The sequence below is a fragment of the Pedobacter nototheniae genome, from assembly GCF_004335085.1.
In the GTDB taxonomy this organism is placed as follows: Bacteria; Bacteroidota; Bacteroidia; order Sphingobacteriales; family Sphingobacteriaceae; genus Pedobacter; species Pedobacter nototheniae.
The window spans coordinates 1-18,553 of the sequence record NZ_RQRS01000030.1 but is presented as its reverse complement, the minus strand read 5'-3'; the positions used below and the strand labels follow the sequence as shown (position 1 = coordinate 18,553).

The 18,553-nt window shown below is 36.3% G+C and carries 16 protein-coding genes; 14 read left to right on the top strand and 2 right to left on the bottom strand.

Translation table 11 applies throughout. The features are described from left to right. Positions 1–22: 22 nt before the first annotated feature. The 3 genes from recR (at position 23) to EHC72_RS20430 (ending at position 2,432) form a co-directional block, all read left to right on the top strand. A complete protein-coding gene (gene recR / locus EHC72_RS20440; protein ID WP_131539581.1) occupies positions 23–640 on the top strand; it encodes a recombination mediator RecR in 618 nt (205 codons plus the stop codon). Positions 641–696: 56 nt separating this feature from the next. Continuing rightward, entirely contained in the window at positions 697–1,515 is an 819-nt protein-coding gene (locus tag EHC72_RS20435; RefSeq protein WP_131539580.1) for an SDR family oxidoreductase, read from the top strand. Between the two features lie 104 nt (positions 1,516–1,619). After that, positions 1,620–2,432, top strand: coding sequence for an alpha/beta hydrolase (locus tag EHC72_RS20430; protein WP_246029472.1), 813 nt, complete (start codon positions 1,620–1,622; stop codon positions 2,430–2,432). 5 nt (positions 2,433–2,437) lie between these two features. On the opposite strand, the gene EHC72_RS20425 is transcribed toward EHC72_RS20430, so the two are convergent. Beyond that, positions 2,438–3,010 carry a DUF4377 domain-containing protein gene (locus tag EHC72_RS20425; protein ID WP_131539578.1) on the bottom strand — a complete coding sequence of 191 codons (573 nt, stop codon included), beginning with the start codon at positions 3,008–3,010 and terminating at the stop codon, positions 2,438–2,440. A gap of 57 nt (positions 3,011–3,067) precedes the next feature. Beyond that, positions 3,068–4,009 (bottom strand): ion channel, encoded by a 942-nt coding sequence (locus EHC72_RS20420; RefSeq protein WP_131539577.1) that lies wholly within the window; start codon positions 4,007–4,009, stop codon positions 3,068–3,070. A gap of 293 nt (positions 4,010–4,302) precedes the next feature. Here EHC72_RS20420 and trpD point away from each other — a divergent pair, with 293 nt between their 5' ends. The 11 genes from trpD (at position 4,303) to EHC72_RS22815 (ending at position 18,417) form a co-directional block, all read left to right on the top strand. Beyond that, positions 4,303–5,292: an anthranilate phosphoribosyltransferase gene (gene trpD / locus EHC72_RS20415; protein WP_131539576.1), complete on the top strand. Its 990-nt coding sequence runs from the start codon at positions 4,303–4,305 to the stop codon at positions 5,290–5,292. Continuing rightward, a complete protein-coding gene (locus tag EHC72_RS20410; protein ID WP_246029471.1) occupies positions 5,286–5,915 on the top strand; it encodes a phosphoribosylanthranilate isomerase in 630 nt (209 codons plus the stop codon). The genes trpD and EHC72_RS20410 overlap by 7 nt, the downstream gene beginning before the upstream one ends. 142 nt (positions 5,916–6,057) lie before the next feature. Next, a complete protein-coding gene (gene trpB / locus EHC72_RS20405; protein WP_170311741.1) occupies positions 6,058–7,239 on the top strand; it encodes a tryptophan synthase subunit beta in 1,182 nt (393 codons plus the stop codon). 29 nt (positions 7,240–7,268) lie between these two features. Then, a complete protein-coding gene (trpA, locus tag EHC72_RS20400) occupies positions 7,269–8,036 on the top strand; it encodes a tryptophan synthase subunit alpha (protein WP_131539573.1) in 768 nt (255 codons plus the stop codon). A gap of 319 nt (positions 8,037–8,355) precedes the next feature. Beyond that, a complete protein-coding gene (locus tag EHC72_RS20395) occupies positions 8,356–9,000 on the top strand; it encodes an NAD(P)-dependent oxidoreductase (RefSeq protein WP_131539572.1) in 645 nt (214 codons plus the stop codon). A gap of 206 nt (positions 9,001–9,206) precedes the next feature. Further along, a complete protein-coding gene (locus EHC72_RS20390) occupies positions 9,207–9,812 on the top strand; it encodes a TetR/AcrR family transcriptional regulator (protein ID WP_131539571.1) in 606 nt (201 codons plus the stop codon). A gap of 72 nt (positions 9,813–9,884) precedes the next feature. Then, positions 9,885–11,087 carry an efflux RND transporter periplasmic adaptor subunit gene (locus tag EHC72_RS20385; RefSeq protein ID WP_131539570.1) on the top strand — a complete coding sequence of 401 codons (1,203 nt, stop codon included), beginning with the start codon at positions 9,885–9,887 and terminating at the stop codon, positions 11,085–11,087. A 24-nt stretch (positions 11,088–11,111) separates the two neighbouring features. Further along, positions 11,112–14,306 (top strand): efflux RND transporter permease subunit, encoded by a 3,195-nt coding sequence (locus tag EHC72_RS20380; protein WP_131539569.1) that lies wholly within the window; start codon positions 11,112–11,114, stop codon positions 14,304–14,306. After that, a complete protein-coding gene (locus EHC72_RS20375) occupies positions 14,293–15,702 on the top strand; it encodes a TolC family protein (protein WP_131539612.1) in 1,410 nt (469 codons plus the stop codon). The genes EHC72_RS20380 and EHC72_RS20375 overlap by 14 nt, the downstream gene beginning before the upstream one ends. Before the next feature lie 2,250 nt (positions 15,703–17,952). Beyond that, positions 17,953–18,150 carry a hypothetical protein gene (locus EHC72_RS20370; RefSeq protein ID WP_131539568.1) on the top strand — a complete coding sequence of 66 codons (198 nt, stop codon included), beginning with the start codon at positions 17,953–17,955 and terminating at the stop codon, positions 18,148–18,150. Positions 18,151–18,279: 129 nt separating this feature from the next. After that, positions 18,280–18,417 (top strand): hypothetical protein, encoded by a 138-nt coding sequence (locus EHC72_RS22815; protein WP_165585900.1) that lies wholly within the window; start codon positions 18,280–18,282, stop codon positions 18,415–18,417. Positions 18,418–18,553: the final 136 nt, after the last annotated feature.

The window sequence follows — 18,553 nt, the reverse complement described above, 5'->3', positions numbered from 1 at the left end:
GCTTTTTATCTATTTTTGTAAAATGAATTTCTCTTCCAAACTGCTTGAAGATGCAGTAAACGAATTCTCTAAGTTACCCGGTGTTGGTCAGAAAACGGCTTTACGTTTGGTTTTGCACTTGCTTAATCAGGAAACTGCCGAAGTAGAAGTGTTTGGCAATAGTATTATCAAACTGAAACAACAGATTAAACATTGCAGCATTTGTCATAATATTTCAGATCACGTAGTTTGTGAAATCTGTACTTCCAATAAAAGAGACAAAGAAACCATTTGCGTTGTAGAAGATACCCGTGATGTTATGGCGATTGAAAATACAGCTCAATATTTCGGTGTTTACCATGTTTTGGGTGGTTTAATATCGCCAATGGATGGGGTAGGACCATCAGATTTATATATCGACACGTTAGTGCAAAGGGTTTCTTCAGGCGGTATTAAAGAAATTATTTTGGCTTTAAGTCCAAATATGGAAGGCGATACCACACTTTTTTATCTCTACAAAAGGTTAAAAGAATATAATGTACCGGTAACTACAATTGCACGTGGAATTGCTTTTGGTGGTGAATTAGAATATACCGACGAAATTACACTTGGGCGTTCCATTATTACCCGGGTACCATACGAAACCGCGATGATGAAATAATTTATTGCAGAAAAAATCCGTCACATCATTAATTTAAAAATACATTAAGTTTTAATATGAACTTGAAAGATAAAGTAATCATTATTACAGGTGCATCTAGCGGAATTGGTAAGGCATGTGCTGAAGAATTTGCAAAACGTGGCGCTAATCTAGTTCTGGCTGCACGCCAATATGTTACCCTTTGCGAGATTACTGCAGATTTAGAAAAAAAATATAATATCAGAGCCGTTGCCGTACAAGCTGATGTAAGTAAAGAAGTAGATTGTGAATTAATTATTAAGCAAACGCTGATTTCCTTTAACCAAATTGATATTTTGGTTAATAATGCAGGCTTATCCATGAGGGCATTATTTAATGATCTTGACCTTTCAGTTTTAAAAAACCTGATGGATGTTAACTTTTGGGGTACGGTATATTGTACAAAATATGCATTGCCGGAGATTTTGAAAACCAAAGGAACTATAGTTGGTGTTTCATCTATTGCAGGTTTTAGGGGCTTGCCAGGGCGTACAGGGTATTCGGCTTCTAAGTTTGCAATGAATGGTTTTATGGAATCTTTAAGAACAGAATTACTTAAAACTGGTGTAAATGTTTTGCTAGCCTGCCCAGGTTTTACAACCTCTAATATTCGAGTAGCCGCGTTATCAAAAGATGGAGCAGCGCATGGCGAAACCAGTATGGAAGAAGGCAAAATGATGTCGGCAGAAGAAGTTGCAACCAATATAGCCAATGGAATAGAACAACGTAAACGTACTTTAGTTATGACAGGGCAAGGAAAGTTAGCCGTTTGGATGAATAAATTGTTTCCAGCCTTTGTAGATAAAAAAGTGTTTAATTTGTTTGCTAAAGAGAAAAATCCATTAATTAAAGCTTAATAAATGCCTAGATGTTAAAGGCAGAAAATCTATTTTCCGAACAAATTCGTTTATTTCCTTGTTAAGGAATTAAAATTTATATGTTCAAAGCTTCCATATTTCTAATGCTCTTATTTCAAACTATAATTTCTTCAGCGCAAGTTAAAGCGGTTAAAAACATTAATTATGCAGGTAATGATATAGAAGCCAATAAGCTGAACATTTATTACAAAAATGATGGCGTAGTAAATAAACCGGTTTTAGTGTTTATTCATGGAGGATCGTGGAGCAGTGGTAAAAAGGAAACGTATTGGTGGCTGGGAAGAAATTTTGCTCGTAAAGGTGTTGTTTCCGTTATTATTAATTATCCTTTGGCACCTAATGCGGGCTATGAAAAAATGGCTGATGACTGTGCTTTAGCCATTAAATGGGTTAAAGAAAATATTGAAAATTATCAGGCAAGTGCTGATAAGATATTTATTATGGGGCACTCCGCAGGTGCACATTTAGGCGAATTGATTAATGCCGACCCACAGTATTTTAAAAAGGCAGGTATTAAAAATCCAATTAAAGGCGTGATTTTAAATGATCCTTTTGGCTTAGATATTTATCAGTATTTAACTGAAGCTGAAAAAGATGATTATTACTATGATTTTTTAAGAACCTTTACCAATAAACCTGAAGTTTGGAAATTGGCCTCACCCTTAAACTATGCCAATAATATTACCAATCCGCATTTGCTTTTTTATGGAAGTAAAACTTATGAGGCAATTAAAATTCAAACGCCAATTTTAAATCAAAAATTGATTGAGCATAAGGTTTCTGTTACCATGAAAGAAATTAAAGGTAAAAGTCATGTTCCAATGATTAGCCAGATGATTTTTGGTGGAAATGACCTTTATAAATACATTGTTGATTTTATCGAAAAAACAAAGTAATCAAATTATTTAATTGATATTAGTTTTAAACTTCCATCAGAATTTAAGGAGAATTTACCTGTTAACTTTTCTGTACCAGACGAAATTGCCAGCTCTAAATCTTTACACAAAGTTCCACAATCTATATTAAGCCTATTTAAAACTTTAAAACCAATATTGGCGCTGCCAGAAACAAAGAGGTAGTTGTAGGCTTTTAAATCAAGGTTAAAAGTAGCATCAATTGGTGCTTTGGTTTTAGAAATGATCTTATCTAATTTATAAGCAATACGCGAACCATCTTCCGGCGGATTTTTTACTTCATAAGAAGTAATATTTAGATCGTAAATATATCCTGGCTCATAATTAAAACCTTCTATATTATAAGAAAATGTATCCCAAGATGAAGTTCCAATCATTTTGCCTTCTTGAGTAGATAAAGTTAAGTAAGGACCGCCAACAACGCCTACTGTAGTTTGTTGAAAGAAATTGACTCTTATGGCTTTACTTTCTATTTTTTCATCTTTCTTGCAGGATAAAACCTGTATGAACAATAAAATTAGAACTAAATTTTTGAAAATTAATGTGGAGCGTTTTTTCATAATTAGATATCTAGATATTCTAAATTAGCAATTAATATGTTAAATATGTATTAAATTTTAGTTTAACAGTTCAATATCATCTAGTTTGCTATAATCTAAAACCAATTTACCTTCATCATTGTGGTCGTACATTTTTACAAACCTGGCATCTATTTCAATTTCTTCATCCTGGTAACTTGTTCTAGTATGTATGCTCTGCGAAAATGTGTCGTCAAAAGCCTTGAGGATTAGAAATACCTCAACCTCGGCAAGTTTTAATTCTTCAGCGGTTTTATCGTAAAACGGACTTTCTTCTGTTATGGCATGTACCAATGTCCAGTTTAAAGATAAAATTCCAACCTTTTTTCGCTCCAGTTCAAGCGGATAAAATCGTCTGATGTTATTACCATCTACCGTTTCATTGTACGACATGACCATTTCAGCTTCCACTTCAATTAATTGATTTCTCCTCAAGTTAACCAATCTACACATCAAACCCTTTCCATTCTCATAAGGCGCAATAACCATTTTTTTGCTAAAACTTACTTTAGATGTTGGTCTGCTAAAACGCCCATACAACAAGCCTGTTGCCAATGCAAAGGCCAGCAAGCCCAACATACTTTCAAAAGCAGCAAGGCAACTGGTAATAAAACCTTGAGGAGAGATATGCCCATAACCAACAGTTGAAATGGTTTGAGCCGAAAAGAAAAAAGCATCGAAAAACTGATCTCTCAAAGTTATACCATTTGCCCCATCGAGGTTTTTTATACCTATTATATTGTATAATACAGCAAAAATGGTGTTTACAATAAGATAGGCAATTAATATAATTAAGAAGAAACGCCGCCAACTCATTGTAACCAATCGGGTATAAGTATCATCAAATTTAAACCAAGGCAAACCCGTACGCAGAATGTTTGCAGAACCATCAGGGTTAAGCATGCGTTGATTTTTAGCAACGGGAACTGAGCTGAAGCCCAAATCATCATTGAAGTGTACTTTTCTTTTAAAAAAAGACATAATTTTTTATAAAGATTTTGGAAATATTAAAAACAATGTGAATATTTGTCAATATACAAACATGATAATTAAAAACTTAAATAACAATTGGTGGTGGCATAACGAAATTCGTTAGGCAAATTCCATTGTGTATTTTTTTAAAATATTTATTTAACAAAATGAGAAGGATTGCCCAAAAAGCAATCCTTTTTTTATGCAGTTTTTTTGAGGATCGTCATGCTGGATTTAATTCAGCATCAATCAAATCAGATTCTGAGCCAAATTCAGAATGACGGCAGATAATGAGTACAAACATGAAAAAAATATTAAATCATCTATTCGAAAATAAAAGCTTTAGCAGAGAAGAAGCCCGTAATATTTTGGTTTCCATTTCCGAAGGCCAATTCAATTCCTCGCAAATTGCAGCCTTTATTACAGCTTATGCAATGCGAAATATTACGGTGCAAGAATTGCAGGGTTTTAGGGATGCCATGCTTGATATGTGTATCAAAGCCAATCTTTCAGGTTATGAATTGATTGACCTTTGTGGCACTGGTGGCGATGGAAAAGATACCTTTAATATTTCTACTCTATCTTCATTTGTTGTAGCAGGAGCGGGGCATCATGTAGCTAAACATGGTAATTATGGGGTTTCCTCTGGCTGCGGTTCATCCAATGTGATGGAATATTTAGGCTATACTTTTACTAACGATGAAAGTGTTTTAAAACGTAATTTAGATGCTGCCGGAATTTGCTTTTTACACGCACCACTATTTAATCCTGCAATGAAAATTGTAGCACCAATACGTAAAGAATTGGGCGTAAAAACATTCTTCAATATGCTTGGTCCAATGGTAAATCCTGGGCATCCTAAATACCAGATGGTTGGCGTTTTTAGCTTAGAATTGGCCCGTTTATATGCCTATTTATATCAGGATACAGATAAGAATTATACCATTGTACATGCGCTTGAAGGTTATGACGAGGTTTCTTTAACCTGTGATGTGAAAACCTTTACCAACAAAGGAGAAAATATTTTAACGCTTAATGACATGGGATTTGAAAAATTAGCAGTTAACGATATTAAAGGTGGCGACACAGTCGAATCATCGGCCAAAATATTTATGGATGTGTTGAATAATGAAGCCACAGATGCACAAACTAATGTAGTTTTATGCAACTCAGCCTTAGCGATAAAAACCATCAAACCCGAAGCATCTTTCGCCGATTGTTTTTACGAAGCAGAAGAATCATTGTTAAGCAAAAAAGCTTTAAACAGTTTTAAAAGTTTATTGGCATGTTAAAATTGAAAGTTTGCGGTATGCGTTTAGCTGCCAATATTGTAGCAGTAGCAGAATTGCAGCCAGATTATATGGGCTTTATCTTTTACGAAAAATCCCCACGATTTATTAGTGATGTTTCTGCCGAACTGATTAAATATATACCTGCAGAAATTAAAACCACGGGCGTATTTGTTGATGAAGATATTGAAAAGGTAAAACAAAAAGTTGCTTCATATAATTTAAAAGCGGTTCAGCTGCACGGTAATGAAAGTGTTGATTATTGTAATGAATTGCACACCGCATTTAATGGATTAGAAATAATTAAGGCTTTTGGGGTTGATGATGATTTCGATTTTTCGATCACAATACCTTACGAAAATTCGGTAGATTATTTTTTATTTGATACCAAAACTAAGGCACATGGTGGCTCGGGTAAAACTTTCAGCTGGCGTCTTTTAGATCAATATAAAGGAAATAAACCTTATTTTTTAAGCGGTGGCATTGATTTAGAACATACTAATGACCTTAAAAATATTAGAGATTCTCGGTTATATGCTTTAGATATTAATAGCAAGTTTGAGTTGGAACCTGGTTTAAAGAATGCAGATAAAATTAAAAAATTTATAAACGAAATGAAAAAATAAGCTCTCGTCATGCTGAATTTATTTCAGGATCTTTATAGTAGGAAAGATGCTGAAATAAATTCAGCATGACGATCGTTGTCAATCATTATTCCTTCACAAAGGGTATCGAATATAAAAGTAATTTTTAGAGAAGAAAAATATTATGAAATACAAAGTAAACGAAAAAGGATATTATGGAGATTTTGGAGGAGCATATATTCCCGAAATGCTGTATCCAAACGTAGAAGAATTGCGGCAAAATTATTTAAAGATTATTGATGATGCCGATTTTCAAAAGGAATTTCATCAGTTATTAAAAGATTATGTTGGGCGCCCTTCTCCATTATATCTTGCAAAAAGATATTCAGAAAAATACGGGGCTAATATTTTCTTAAAAAGGGAAGATTTAAACCACACCGGTGCACATAAAATTAATAATACCATCGGACAGATTTTACTGGCCGAGAAGTTAGGTAAGAAAAGAATCATTGCTGAAACAGGTGCCGGTCAGCATGGCGTTGCAACCGCTACAGTTTGTGCATTGCGCAATTTAGAATGTGTAATTTACATGGGCGAGGTAGATATTGAGCGCCAAGCACCAAATGTTGCCCGAATGAAAATGCTGGGCGCAAAAGTTGTTCCGGCAAGTTCAGGGAGTAAAACTTTAAAAGACGCTACAAATGAGGCGATGCGGGATTGGATCAACAATCCTGTTGATACGCATTACATCATTGGTTCGGTAGTTGGCCCACATCCTTACCCAGATATGGTGGCTATTTTTCAATCTATCATTTCTGAGGAAACCAAAAAACAATTATTGGAACAAACGGGAAGCGATCAGCCAGATTACGTTTTGGCTTGTGTTGGTGGCGGAAGTAATGCTATGGGGATGTTTTATCATTTTATGGATGATGAAAACGTGAAATTAATTGCCGTGGAAGCAGCCGGAAAAGGTGTGTCGAGCGGTTTCTCGGCAGCAACAACCTATTTGGGTAAAGAAGGTGTTTTGCACGGGAGCAGAAGCATTTTAATGCAAACACCTGATGGACAAGTGGTAGAGCCGCATTCGGTTTCAGCAGGATTAGATTATCCTGGTATTGGCCCTCAGCATGCACATTTGTTTAAAACAGGCCGCGGACAATATGTTTCCATTACCGATGATGAAAGTTTGCAAGCTGGTTTGCTTTGTACTCAGTTAGAAGGGATTATTCCAGCAATTGAAAGTGCGCATGCACTTGCCTATCTTGAAAAAATGGAATTTAAAGGCGGCGAAAATGTAGTTGTTTGTCTTTCGGGTAGGGGAGATAAGGATTTAGATACCTACATTAAGTATTTTAATTTATAGTTACTCGCAGCTGCGAAAAGAATAAAAATATGAACAGAATTAAACAACTCTTCCAAAAGAAGAAAGATATATTATCAATTTACTATACCGCTGGTTACCCTAATATTGGCGATACCATAAAAATTGCAGAAGCACTTGAAAAATCTGGTGCGGATATGCTTGAAATAGGTTTTCCTTATTCAGATCCTGTTGCAGATGGACCTGTTATTCAGGCAAGCAGTAAGCAATCTTTAGATCAGGGGATGTCGTTAAATGTGCTTTTCGATCAATTAAAGGAATTACGTAAAACTGTAACTATACCAGTTTTATTAATGGGTTATGTAAATCCTGTTTTACAGTTTGGTGTAGAAAATTTTTGTAAAGCCTGTGTAGAAGTTGGAGTTGATGGTTGCATTGTACCCGATTTGCCAATGGTTGAGTATGAAGAGTTTTATAAAGAATGCTTTGAGCAACATAATCTTAGCAATATCTTTTTGATTACACCACAAACTGCGGAAGAACGGATTCGCAAAATTGATGGTTTAAGCAACGGTTTCATCTATCTTTTATCATCATCAGCCACAACTGGTAAAAACTTAGAAGTAAGCAATACCACCGAAGACTATTTTGGCAGAATTAAAGCGATGAATTTAAACAACCCAACCATGATTGGTTTTGGAATTAGCGATAAACAAACTTTTGATAAGGCTTGTGCTTATGCCAATGGAGCAATTATAGGTACCGCTTTTGTAAAAGCCATTGCTAGTGGAGACCTGGAAGAAAATGTGAGTGGATTTATGAAAAAGTTTAAAGCTTAAAGTGTTTTTTAACCATATAAGGCGTGTAAGAAAGCTAGGTTACTTGCACGCCTTATATGGTTTAACTTAAAATCAATAAACACCATAATCGATTGAGAATAGGTGAGATCTTCTCTTATTCAAGCTTTTTTCTCTCTTGAAAAATTGTCGTTGTTTGGGATAAAAGGCGTTTGAATATTTCAAGAAATAACGTAATTTAGTTTCATTAAAATCTCTTTATAAAATAATTCAATTTTTTACAGAAACCTTTCTGTAACGCTTCATTCGCAATCTGCCAATTGGAGTTAAAATAATATTATTGAAATTTTATAAAGAGAATATGCAACACAATATAAAAGTCGCTGTAATTGGTGGCACAGGTAAATCAGGGAAATATCTGGTTAAAGCACTAATAAAGCAAGGATTTCAAATTAAACTTCTTTTAAGAAATCCCGCTAACTTTCAATCTAATCACCCGAAGGTTGAAATAATAAATGGAAATGTTAACGATTATAAAGCCGTTTCTACATTAGTTAAAGGTTGTACAGTGTTAATTAGTGCATTGGGCTTAGGTATTCCGGCAAGCGAGACTGACATATTTAGTCAGGCAACTCAAAACATTATTAAAGCCTTAGCTATAGAGGAGATAGAAAGGTATATTGTTATTGCAGGTTTAAATGTAGATACACCATTTGACGAAAAGGGACCTGAAACAAAGATTGGTACCGAATGGATGTATGCCAATTACCCTAAAAGTACTGCCGATAGACAGAAAGAATATGACATTTTGTCTGTGAGTAATTTGAAGTGGACACTTATTAGGTTACCATTAATTATACAAAACGATGAGCTTACAGAAATAAAAGTTGATTTAAAAGATTGCCCCGGAAAGCAGATTAATGCGGCAAATTTGGCTAATTTCCTTATTGAGCAGATAACTGATGATACTTATATTAAGTTTGCACCTTTCATTTCAAATCTATAATTAGAAATTATTAATAGAGAATGCCCTGCTTGTCAGTATTTTTTATTGCGACAGGGCATTTCGAAATTTATTTATTTTAAAAAAGTTTATTTTAATAGAAGCTAGGGCACATTTAAATCGATTTGACAATTGAATGATTATGGATTTTAAAATTGGTTATACATTTGCTTAACGGTGTTAGATTATTTATCACACTGAAATTCCAAATGGGAAGCAAAGAGAGAATACTACGTTTAAAAGATGAAACCAGAGCGAAAATTCTGGATGCAGCCTTGAACATTGTTCAAACAGAAGGTTGGCAGGCATTAAGTATGCGTAAAATTGCCGATCAGATTGAATACACTGCCCCAATTATTTACGAATATTTCGCCAATAAAGAAGGTATCTTACTTGAATTAACCAGACAAGGCTATTTACTTTTAGCTAAAGACATTAGAGCTGCCAAAGCCAAACATGAAAATCCTGAAGATCAGATGGAAGCCATGTGGGTAGCATACTGGAATTTTGCTTTTAAGCATAAAGAATTCTATAAACTAATGTACGGTGTGGATATGAGTTGCTGCGAGATGCAAAAAAACTTACCCGAAGCCGAAGTTGTAGGCACATTGCTTGGCGATGTGATTGAAACACTTTTCGTTAAAAAACCGGTTGATGAAGATGATATCTGCATGAAATATTACACCTATTGGTCTATCATACATGGTTTAATTTCTATAAATCTTGTTCGCCCAGATGGAAGAACAAATAATGAAATGAACCAACAAATTTTAAAAGATGCCATTAAAGGCATTACATTATCAATTAATAGTTAGTTTTTTTTTACCCGTCTATTTAACAGTGTTAAATAGTTTTTACACCATTAAATCCTTATAATTTTTAATCATATGAAATCTCTACATCGCTTGTTTTCATCATTTAACGCTGTTAAACAGTTTAATAGTGTTATAGCTATTCCTGCAGTTTTTCTTTTATCGATTATATTTGTTGGCTGTTCATCAAAACAGGAGCAATCTGCAGCAGCTCCGCCGCCACCATCTTTACCGGTAGCCAGTATAGTTTCTGGTACTCAAACTACTTATCAGGATTATCCTGCTTCAATTGAAGGAACGGATAATGTTGAGGTTCGTCCACAGGTTAGTGGCACATTAGATAAAGTTTTTGTTGATGAAGGCGCTTTAGTGAGTGCTGGTCAGCCAATCTTTAAAATTAATGAGCAACCTTATCGTGCTGCTTTAAATAATGCTGTAGCAGCGCAACACTCTGCAGAGGCAGCTGTTGTAAATGCTAATTTAGAAGTGGAACGTTTAACTGCTCTGGTTCAGAATAAGGTAATCTCTGATTTTCAATTAAAATCGGCTAAAGCAAATGCACAAGCTGCAAAAGCTAATGTAGAGCAGGCTAAGGCAAATGTTTCTACAGCATCTATCAACTTAGGTTATACAGTAATTAAAGCTCCGGTTAGTGGTTACATCGGTCGTTTGGCTAAAAAACGTGGTAGTTTAGTTAATCCATCAGATGTTGAAGCATTAACTCAATTATCGGATGTGCATGAAGTACACGTTTATTTTTCTTTAGGTGAAAAAGATTTTGTGAATTTTAAATCACAATATCCAGGACAAACACTTAAGGATAAAATTAAACAACTTCCGGCTGTTACCCTTCTTTTGGCTGATAATACTGAATATGCTAAAACTGGTAAAATTGACATTATCGATGGTCAGTTTGATAAAAATACTGGTGCCATTACAGTTAGAGCTAGCTTCCCTAATCCTGCTGGCTTATTAAGATCAGGCAATACCGGAAGAATTCGCTTAAGTCTGGAGCATAAAGATGCCTTAATTGTACCTGGATCTGCTACGATTGATATGCAGGATAAGGTATTTGTATTTACCGTAGGCGATAGCAGTAAGGTGAAAAAACAAGCCATTACAATTGTTGGTAAATCTGGTGATAATTATTTGGTTAAAGATGGTGTGAAAGCTGGCGACCAGATTGTATTAAGCGGAATTGACAAACTACAGGAGGGCATGGTTATCCAACCTCAAAAAGCAGCAGATAAAGTAGCTGTTGCAAAAACAAAAAATTAATACAACGATAAAATTTTAAAAGTCATGTTTCAGAAATTTATAGACAGGCCAGTACTTTCAACTGTTATTTCCATATTATTGGTAATAGTTGGTATACTTGGCTTAACAAAGTTGCCCTTAGAGCGGTTTCCAAATATCGCACCTCCGTCGGTATTGGTAACTGCTGTGTACCCTGGGGCTAACGCCGAAACTATTTTACGTTCGGTAACTCCATCATTGGAGGAAGCAATTAATGGTGTGGAAAACATGACATACATGACTTCTACAGCCAGTAACGATGGTACATTGGGTATTACGGTTTACTTTCAACAAGGTACCAACCCCGATCAGGCGGCGGTAAACGTTCAAAACCGTGTTTCGCAAGCAACAAGTCAATTACCCGCAGAGGTTGTACAATATGGTATAACGACTACTAAACAGCAAAATAGCTTTATTGGTGCGATAGGTATTTACTCAGAGGATCCAAAAAAATACGATGCAGTTTTTGTAAATAACTATGCACAGATTAATATCATTCCTGAACTTAAACGTATTTCGGGGGTAGGTTCTGCCAGTGTATTTGGTGGTATTAAAGATTACTCTATGCGTATTTGGTTAAACCCAAGCCAATTGGCAACCTATAAAATTACGCCTAACGAAGTAATTAGTGCCATTCAAGATAAAAACCTGGAAGCGGCTCCTGGTCGTGTTGGAGAAAGAAGTGAAGAAGCTTTTGAGTATGTAATTAAGTATAAAGGTAAGCTTACTAAACCTGAGGAATATCAAAACATTGCTATCCGTTCCAATTCTGATGGTTCTATTTTACGTTTAAAAGATGTTGCCCGTGTTGAATTAGGCGCTTATAGTTACAGTAGTGTAAATCGCTTAAACGGGCATGATGGAATCACCATTGGTGTTATCCAATTATCAGGATCAAATGCTAATGAGATTCAGATTTCTATTGATAAGTTGATGGAAAAACTATCAAAAGATTTCCCGGCAGGTATTAAATACAATCAGTTTTACCGTACCAAAACCGATCTTGATGAATCCATCAATCAGGTTGAGCATACATTGGTGGAAGCCTTTTTACTGGTATTTATTGTGGTATTTATATTCCTTCAAGATTTCAGATCTACCTTAATTCCTGCTATAGCGGTTCCAGTAGCTATTATTGGTACTTTCTTTTTCATGCAATTGTTCGGGTTCTCTGTAAACCTTTTAACCTTATTTGCGCTTGTACTGGCCATTGGTATTGTGGTGGATGATGCGATTGTGGTGGTGGAAGCGGTGCATGCCAAAATGGAGGAAGACCCCACGCTTACTCCGAAAGCTGCAACTACACAGGCAATGAGTGAAATTACCGGAGCAATTATATCCATTACGTTGGTAATGGCGGCGGTATTTTTACCGGTTGGTTTTATGACTGGCTCGACAGGTATATTTTACAAACAGTTTGCATTAACAATGGCTATAGCCATCATAATCTCAGCTGTTAATGCTTTAACATTGAGTCCTGCATTGGCTGCCTTATTTTTAAAAAATAAGCATGCAGATGGACATAAAGCACCTAAAAAAGGTTTTGTAGAGAAGTTTTATGCTGGTTTTAATGGTGGTTTTAATTATATGACCAACAGGTATATTAGTGGCTTAAAAGTACTTATCCGTAATAAATGGATTAGCATGGGTGGACTTGCTTTAATCGTTGTTGTTACCGTTTTTCTGGTTAGCAGAACAAAAACAGGCTTTATTCCAACAGAGGATCAGGGTTTTGTGGCTATTGCTGTTGCCAGTCCATCAGGAACTTCGCTAGCTAATACCAATAAAATATTAAAACAGGCTGAAAAAGAGTTGAGGGCTATGCCATCAGCAAGATTTGTAATGTCGTTGGCTGGTTATAACTTTTTAACAGCATCAAACAGTCCGTCAGCTGGTCAGATTTTCTTATTGTTAAAACCGAACGACGAAAGAGGGGCGGTAAAAAATATAGATGAAATACAAAATATAGTTAGGGCTAAAATGGCGGCTATCTCTGCTGGTACCTTCTTTGTATTCAGTTTTCCTACTGTTCCGGGCTTTAGTAACGTGGAGGCCATGAACGTAATGTTACAGGATAAAACCAACGGCAGATTGGATAAATTTAGTGGCGTGGCTAATAACTTTATTGCAAAGTTAATGGCGAAACCGGCAATTGCTTATGCTTTTACTTCTTATAAAGCAGATTATCCGCAGTTACAATTAGATGTTAATGATGAAAAAGCCGATCAGTTGGGTGTAAGTGTTAAAGACATTTTACAAACTATGCAGACTTATTTTGGTACTGCACAGGCATCAGATTTTAACCGCTTTGGTAAATACTATCGTGTGGTGGTTCAGGCTGATGTTGCCGATAGAACAGATCCTGCAAGTATTGATCGTGTGTTTGTTAAAAACAAGGCTGGAGAGAGCGTGCCAATTAATACATTGGTTAAATTAACCCGTGTTTATGGTTCAGAAACGGCTTCACGTTATAACTTGTTTAACTCTATTGAGGTAAATGCTATTCCTAAACCAGGCTTTAGTTCTGGTGATGCCATTAAGGCGATACAAGAAACGGCTAAAGAAGAATTGCCAACTGGGTTTGCTTATGAATTCTCTGGTCAAACTCGTGAGGAAATTTCTTCTGGTGGACAATCAACTGTTATATTTCTACTTTGTTTAGTATTTGTTTATTTCTTGTTATCTGCACAGTATGAGAGTTACATTTTGCCATTGGCGGTAATTCTTTCAATTCCTACAGGTGTATTTGGTGTATTTGTGGTATTGGGATTAACTGGTATCGAAAATAACATTTATGTGCAGGTAGCACTGATTATGCTTATCGGTTTGTTAGCTAAAAACGCCATTCTTATTGTGGAGTTTGCAGTGCAGCGACGAAGGGCTGGGCTTAGCTTGGTTGATTCGGCTATAGAAGCAGCAAGATTAAGGATAAGACCAATTATTATGACCTCACTTGCGTTTGTGTTTGGTTTATTCCCGATGAGTATTGCAACAGGTCCATCTGCACAAGGTAACCACTCTATAAGTATTGGTGCTGCTGGTGGTATGGTTTCAGGTGTAGTTCTGGGTTTATTTATTATCCCCGTATTATTTGTAATCTTCCAGTATTTACAGGAAAAGATTTCACGTAAACCTGTTGTTGCAGCTACTTACAATGAAAATCACATTAAAGAAAATGAATTTGCTCATGAAATCGTTTAATATTATAAGCATCCTAGCCTTTGTTTTAACATTGGCGGGATGTTCAATTTCTAAAGATTTGGCTACACCTGCGGGCGTAGAGCCAAAAATATTCAGAAATTCTTTTGGTAAAGATTCTTCAAGCATTGGCGATTTGCCTTTGAAAAGTTTTATTACCGATCCAACAGTGCAGGCTTTGATTGATACAGCCTTAGTAAAGAATTACGATATGCAAATTGCATTGAAAAATATCGACGCTGCGGAAGTATTGTTTAAACAATCCAAATTGGGTTATTTACCTGAATTAAAGTTGCAGGTAACGGGCAATACAAGTCGCCCATCTGATAACAGTTTAAATGGCTTAAGCATTAGTCAGTTTACAGGTTCAAAGCATATTGAAGATTATAGTGCCAATTTAGGGGTGTTTTGGGAGGCTGATATCTGGGGTAAAATTCGCAATCAAAAAGCGGGTGCCTTAGCGGCTTACTTACAAACTGAAGAGGCTAGAAAAGCAGTGCAAACCCGCTTGGTTGCCAACGTTGCTGAAGGTTATTACAATTTGTTAATGATGGATGCGCAACTTGAAATTGCTAAGAAAAATTTGAAGCTTAATGATAGTACCATCAGAATTATTAATCTGCAATATACTGCCGGACAGGTTACTTCTTTAGCCATTCAACAGGCAGAGGCGCAACAATTAGTTGCTGCACAACTGATTCCTAAATTGGAACAAAACGTTGCTTTGCAAGAGAATGCTTTAAGTGTTTTAATTGGTAAACTACCTGAAGCCATCAGCAGAAAAAGTCGCTTGGATCAAATGAATATCCCGACAGAATTAAGCTCGGGTTTTCCTTCTGCTATGTTAAGTCGCAGGCCGGATATTAAAAGCGCTGAACTTGCACTAAATATTGCCAATGCCAAAGTTGGTGTAGCAAAAGCAAGTCTTTATCCTTCATTGGTTATAACGGCTAGTGGAGGCGTTAACTCTTTTAAAGCTGCTAACTGGTTTAATGTGCCTGCTTCATTATTCGGTATGGTTTCTGGCGGAATTACTCAACCAATTTTTCAGCGTGGTCAGCTAAAAGCTAATTACGAAGTTGCTAAAATTGACAGAGAGAAAAGTGTAATTCAATTCAGACAGTCGGTATTGAATGCTGTAGGGGAGGTTTCTGACGAATTAACAAGGGTTGAGAAATTGAAATCTCAATATAGCTTGGCTGAGAAAAGATCGTTAACCTTACAACAGGCTTCGAAAAATGCCAACCTTTTATTTAGAAACGGGATGGCTAATTACCTGGAGGTAATTACTGCTCAAAGTAATTTATTGCAAAGCGAACTTGAATTAACTTCAATTAAAACTGAACAGTTAACCGCAGTGGTTAATCTTTACCGCTCATTGGGTGGTGGCTGGAAATAAGTTTAATTGTATATTTTATTGCAAAGGACACAGGGTATAAAAGCTTTGTGTCCTTTGTTGTTTTATGGTGCAGGGTGCTAATAAAGAAATTTAATTTATCTATGAGATTGCCACGGAAACATAGAATAAAGGGAAAGATTATTTGAGTTCCGTGTTACTGAGGTTAATAAGTTTGTGTAGGGTTAATGTATTAGTTTAAAGCCAACGCTCTTGTCTTGCCTCGGCTCATCGCCGCCGAGAGGCTCCTTCCTTTTTCTTGATAAAAAGGTAGCCAAAAATCAAGGCTTGCACCCTTTCTTGCATAGCAACATTATAATTCTGAGCGCAGTAATATGAGGCTTAGCCGAAAACACAATCCCAACCCTCGCTGCATATTCCTTTGGTTATTCGTAAAACGATAGTAAGTACAAGAATTATAAAGAGCTATCCAGCGAAATGCTGCTATGCCTGGGCGTCATCGGAAAAGGTTGCTGATTTTAATTAAAGTTAGTTTAGCGATTGCCCAACCAACTAGTAAGTCCAAACCACTGTTTTTTAGTTAAGCTTTCAATCGGCATGGTCAATTATTCGGGTAGTACGATCCAAGCCCACTCACTGCCTTAAACAGAAAAATTGCGAGCCGACAATTTTTGGTTCTTTTTGTTGTCAAAAAGAATAAAGCCCCCGCGGCAGCGGAAGAAGAATTGTATAAAAACCATTTAAGACATTTAAGCGCATTTAAGGCTATCGTTTTTTGCGACCGAAGCAAAGGGCGTGTAGCAATACATCATAATTATCTATTGTTGGGTAAGATTGCTTCGTCCCTCGCAAAGACGGTATTGGTGGATGCTTAGGCGTAATCGCAAAAGCTTTTGCAATATGAACGTTTGTTAGCGATTGCCCAACCAACTAGCAAGTCCAAACCACTGTTTTTTAGTTAAGCTCACAATCGGCATGGTCAATTATTCGGGAAGCACAAGCAAAGCCTACCCGTTGCCTTAAACAGAAAAATTGCGAGCCGACAATTTTGCTTCTTTGGTTGCCCAAAGAAGAGAAGCCCCCCGCGGCAGCGGATAAAAGAATTGTATTAAAACCATTTAAGACATTTAAGCGCATTTAAGGCTATCGTTTTTTGCGACCGAAGCAAAGGGCGTGAAGCAATACATCATAATTATCTATTGTTGGTAAGATTGCTTCGTGCCTCGCAAAGATGGTATTGGTGGATTCTTAGGCGTCATCAGAAAGGGTTACTGATTTTAATTAAAGTTAGTTTAGCGATTTCCTAACCAACTAGCAAGTCCAAACCACTGTTTTTTAGTTAAGCTCGCAATCGGCATGGTCAATTATTCGGGAAGCACAAGCAAAGCCTACCCATTGCCTTAAACAGAAAAATTGCGAGCCGACAATTTTGCTTCTTTGGTTGCCCAAAGAAGAGAAGCCCCCGCGGCAGCGGATAAAAGAATTGCATTAAAACCATTTAAGACATTTAAGAGCATTTAAGGCTATCGTTTTTTGCGACCAAAGCAAAGGGCGTGAAGCAATATATCATAATTATCTATTGTTGGGTAAGATTGCTTCGTCCCTTGCAAAGACGGTATTGGTTGATGCCTAGGCGTCATCAGAAAGGGTTGCTGATTTTAATTAAAGTTAGTTTAGCGATTGCCCAACCAACTAGTAAGTCCAAACCACTGTTTTTTAGTTAAGCTTTCAATCGGCATGGTCAATTATTCGGGTAGCACAAGCCAAGCCCATTCACTGCCTTAAACAGAAAAATTGTGAGCCGACAATTTTGCTTCTTTGGTTGCCCAAAGAAGAGAAGCCTCCAGCGGCAGCGGATAAAAGAATTGTATAAAAACCATTTAAGACATTTAAGCGCATTTAAGGCTATCGTTTTTTGCGACCGAAGCAAAGGGCGTGAAGCAATACATCATAATTATCTATTGTTGGTAAGATTGCTTCGTCCCTCGCAAAGACGGTATTGGTGGATGCCTGGGCGTAATCGGAAAAGCTTTTGCAATATGAACGTTTGCTTAGCTATTGCCCAACCAACTAGCAAGTCCAAATCACTGTTTTTTAGTTAAGCTCGCAATCGGCATGGTCAATTATTCGGGAAGCACAAGCAAAGCCTACCCATTGCCTTAAACAGAAAAATTGCGAGCCGACAATTTTTGGTTCTTTTTGTTGTCAAAAAGAATAAAGCCCCCGCGGCAGCGGATAAAAGAATTATCTACCTGGACCAGTTGGTTTTTGATTATTTCTACATAATTTTCAATGCTTATTCCTTTGGAAATTTGCTATGCCAGATCAGTTGAAAGTTTAAGGTTAGAGGTTAACAGTATTGAACTTGTGGTAGATAGTTTAAGGTTAGAGGTTGATAGTATTGAACTTGTAGAAGATAGTTTAAGATTAGAGGTTTACAGTATTGAACTTGTAATAGGCAGTTTAAGGTTAGAGGTTGATAGTATTTAACTTGTAGTAGATAGTTTAAGATTAGAGGTTGACAGTATTGAACTTGTGGTAGATAGTTTAAGGTTTGCGGTTTAAAGTATTGAACTTGTAGAAGATAGTTTAAGGTTAGAGGTTAACAGTATTGAACTTGTGGTAGATAGTTTAAGATTAGAGGTTGACAGTATTGAACTTGTGGTAGATAGTTTAAGGTTAGAGGTTGGCAGTTTAGAACTTGCAGTTGACAGTATTGAACTTGCAGCGAATAGTATGTTTTATATTGTGGATTAAATAGGGATGAGGGTCTGTTCAATAAACTGTGTCATTGATTAAATCTGTCCTCAAAAAATATAGCAATTTGTGCTTGCATAATTTTCCATCCAGTCACAGGATTTATCCATCCATTTCTATGATTAATAAATACAAG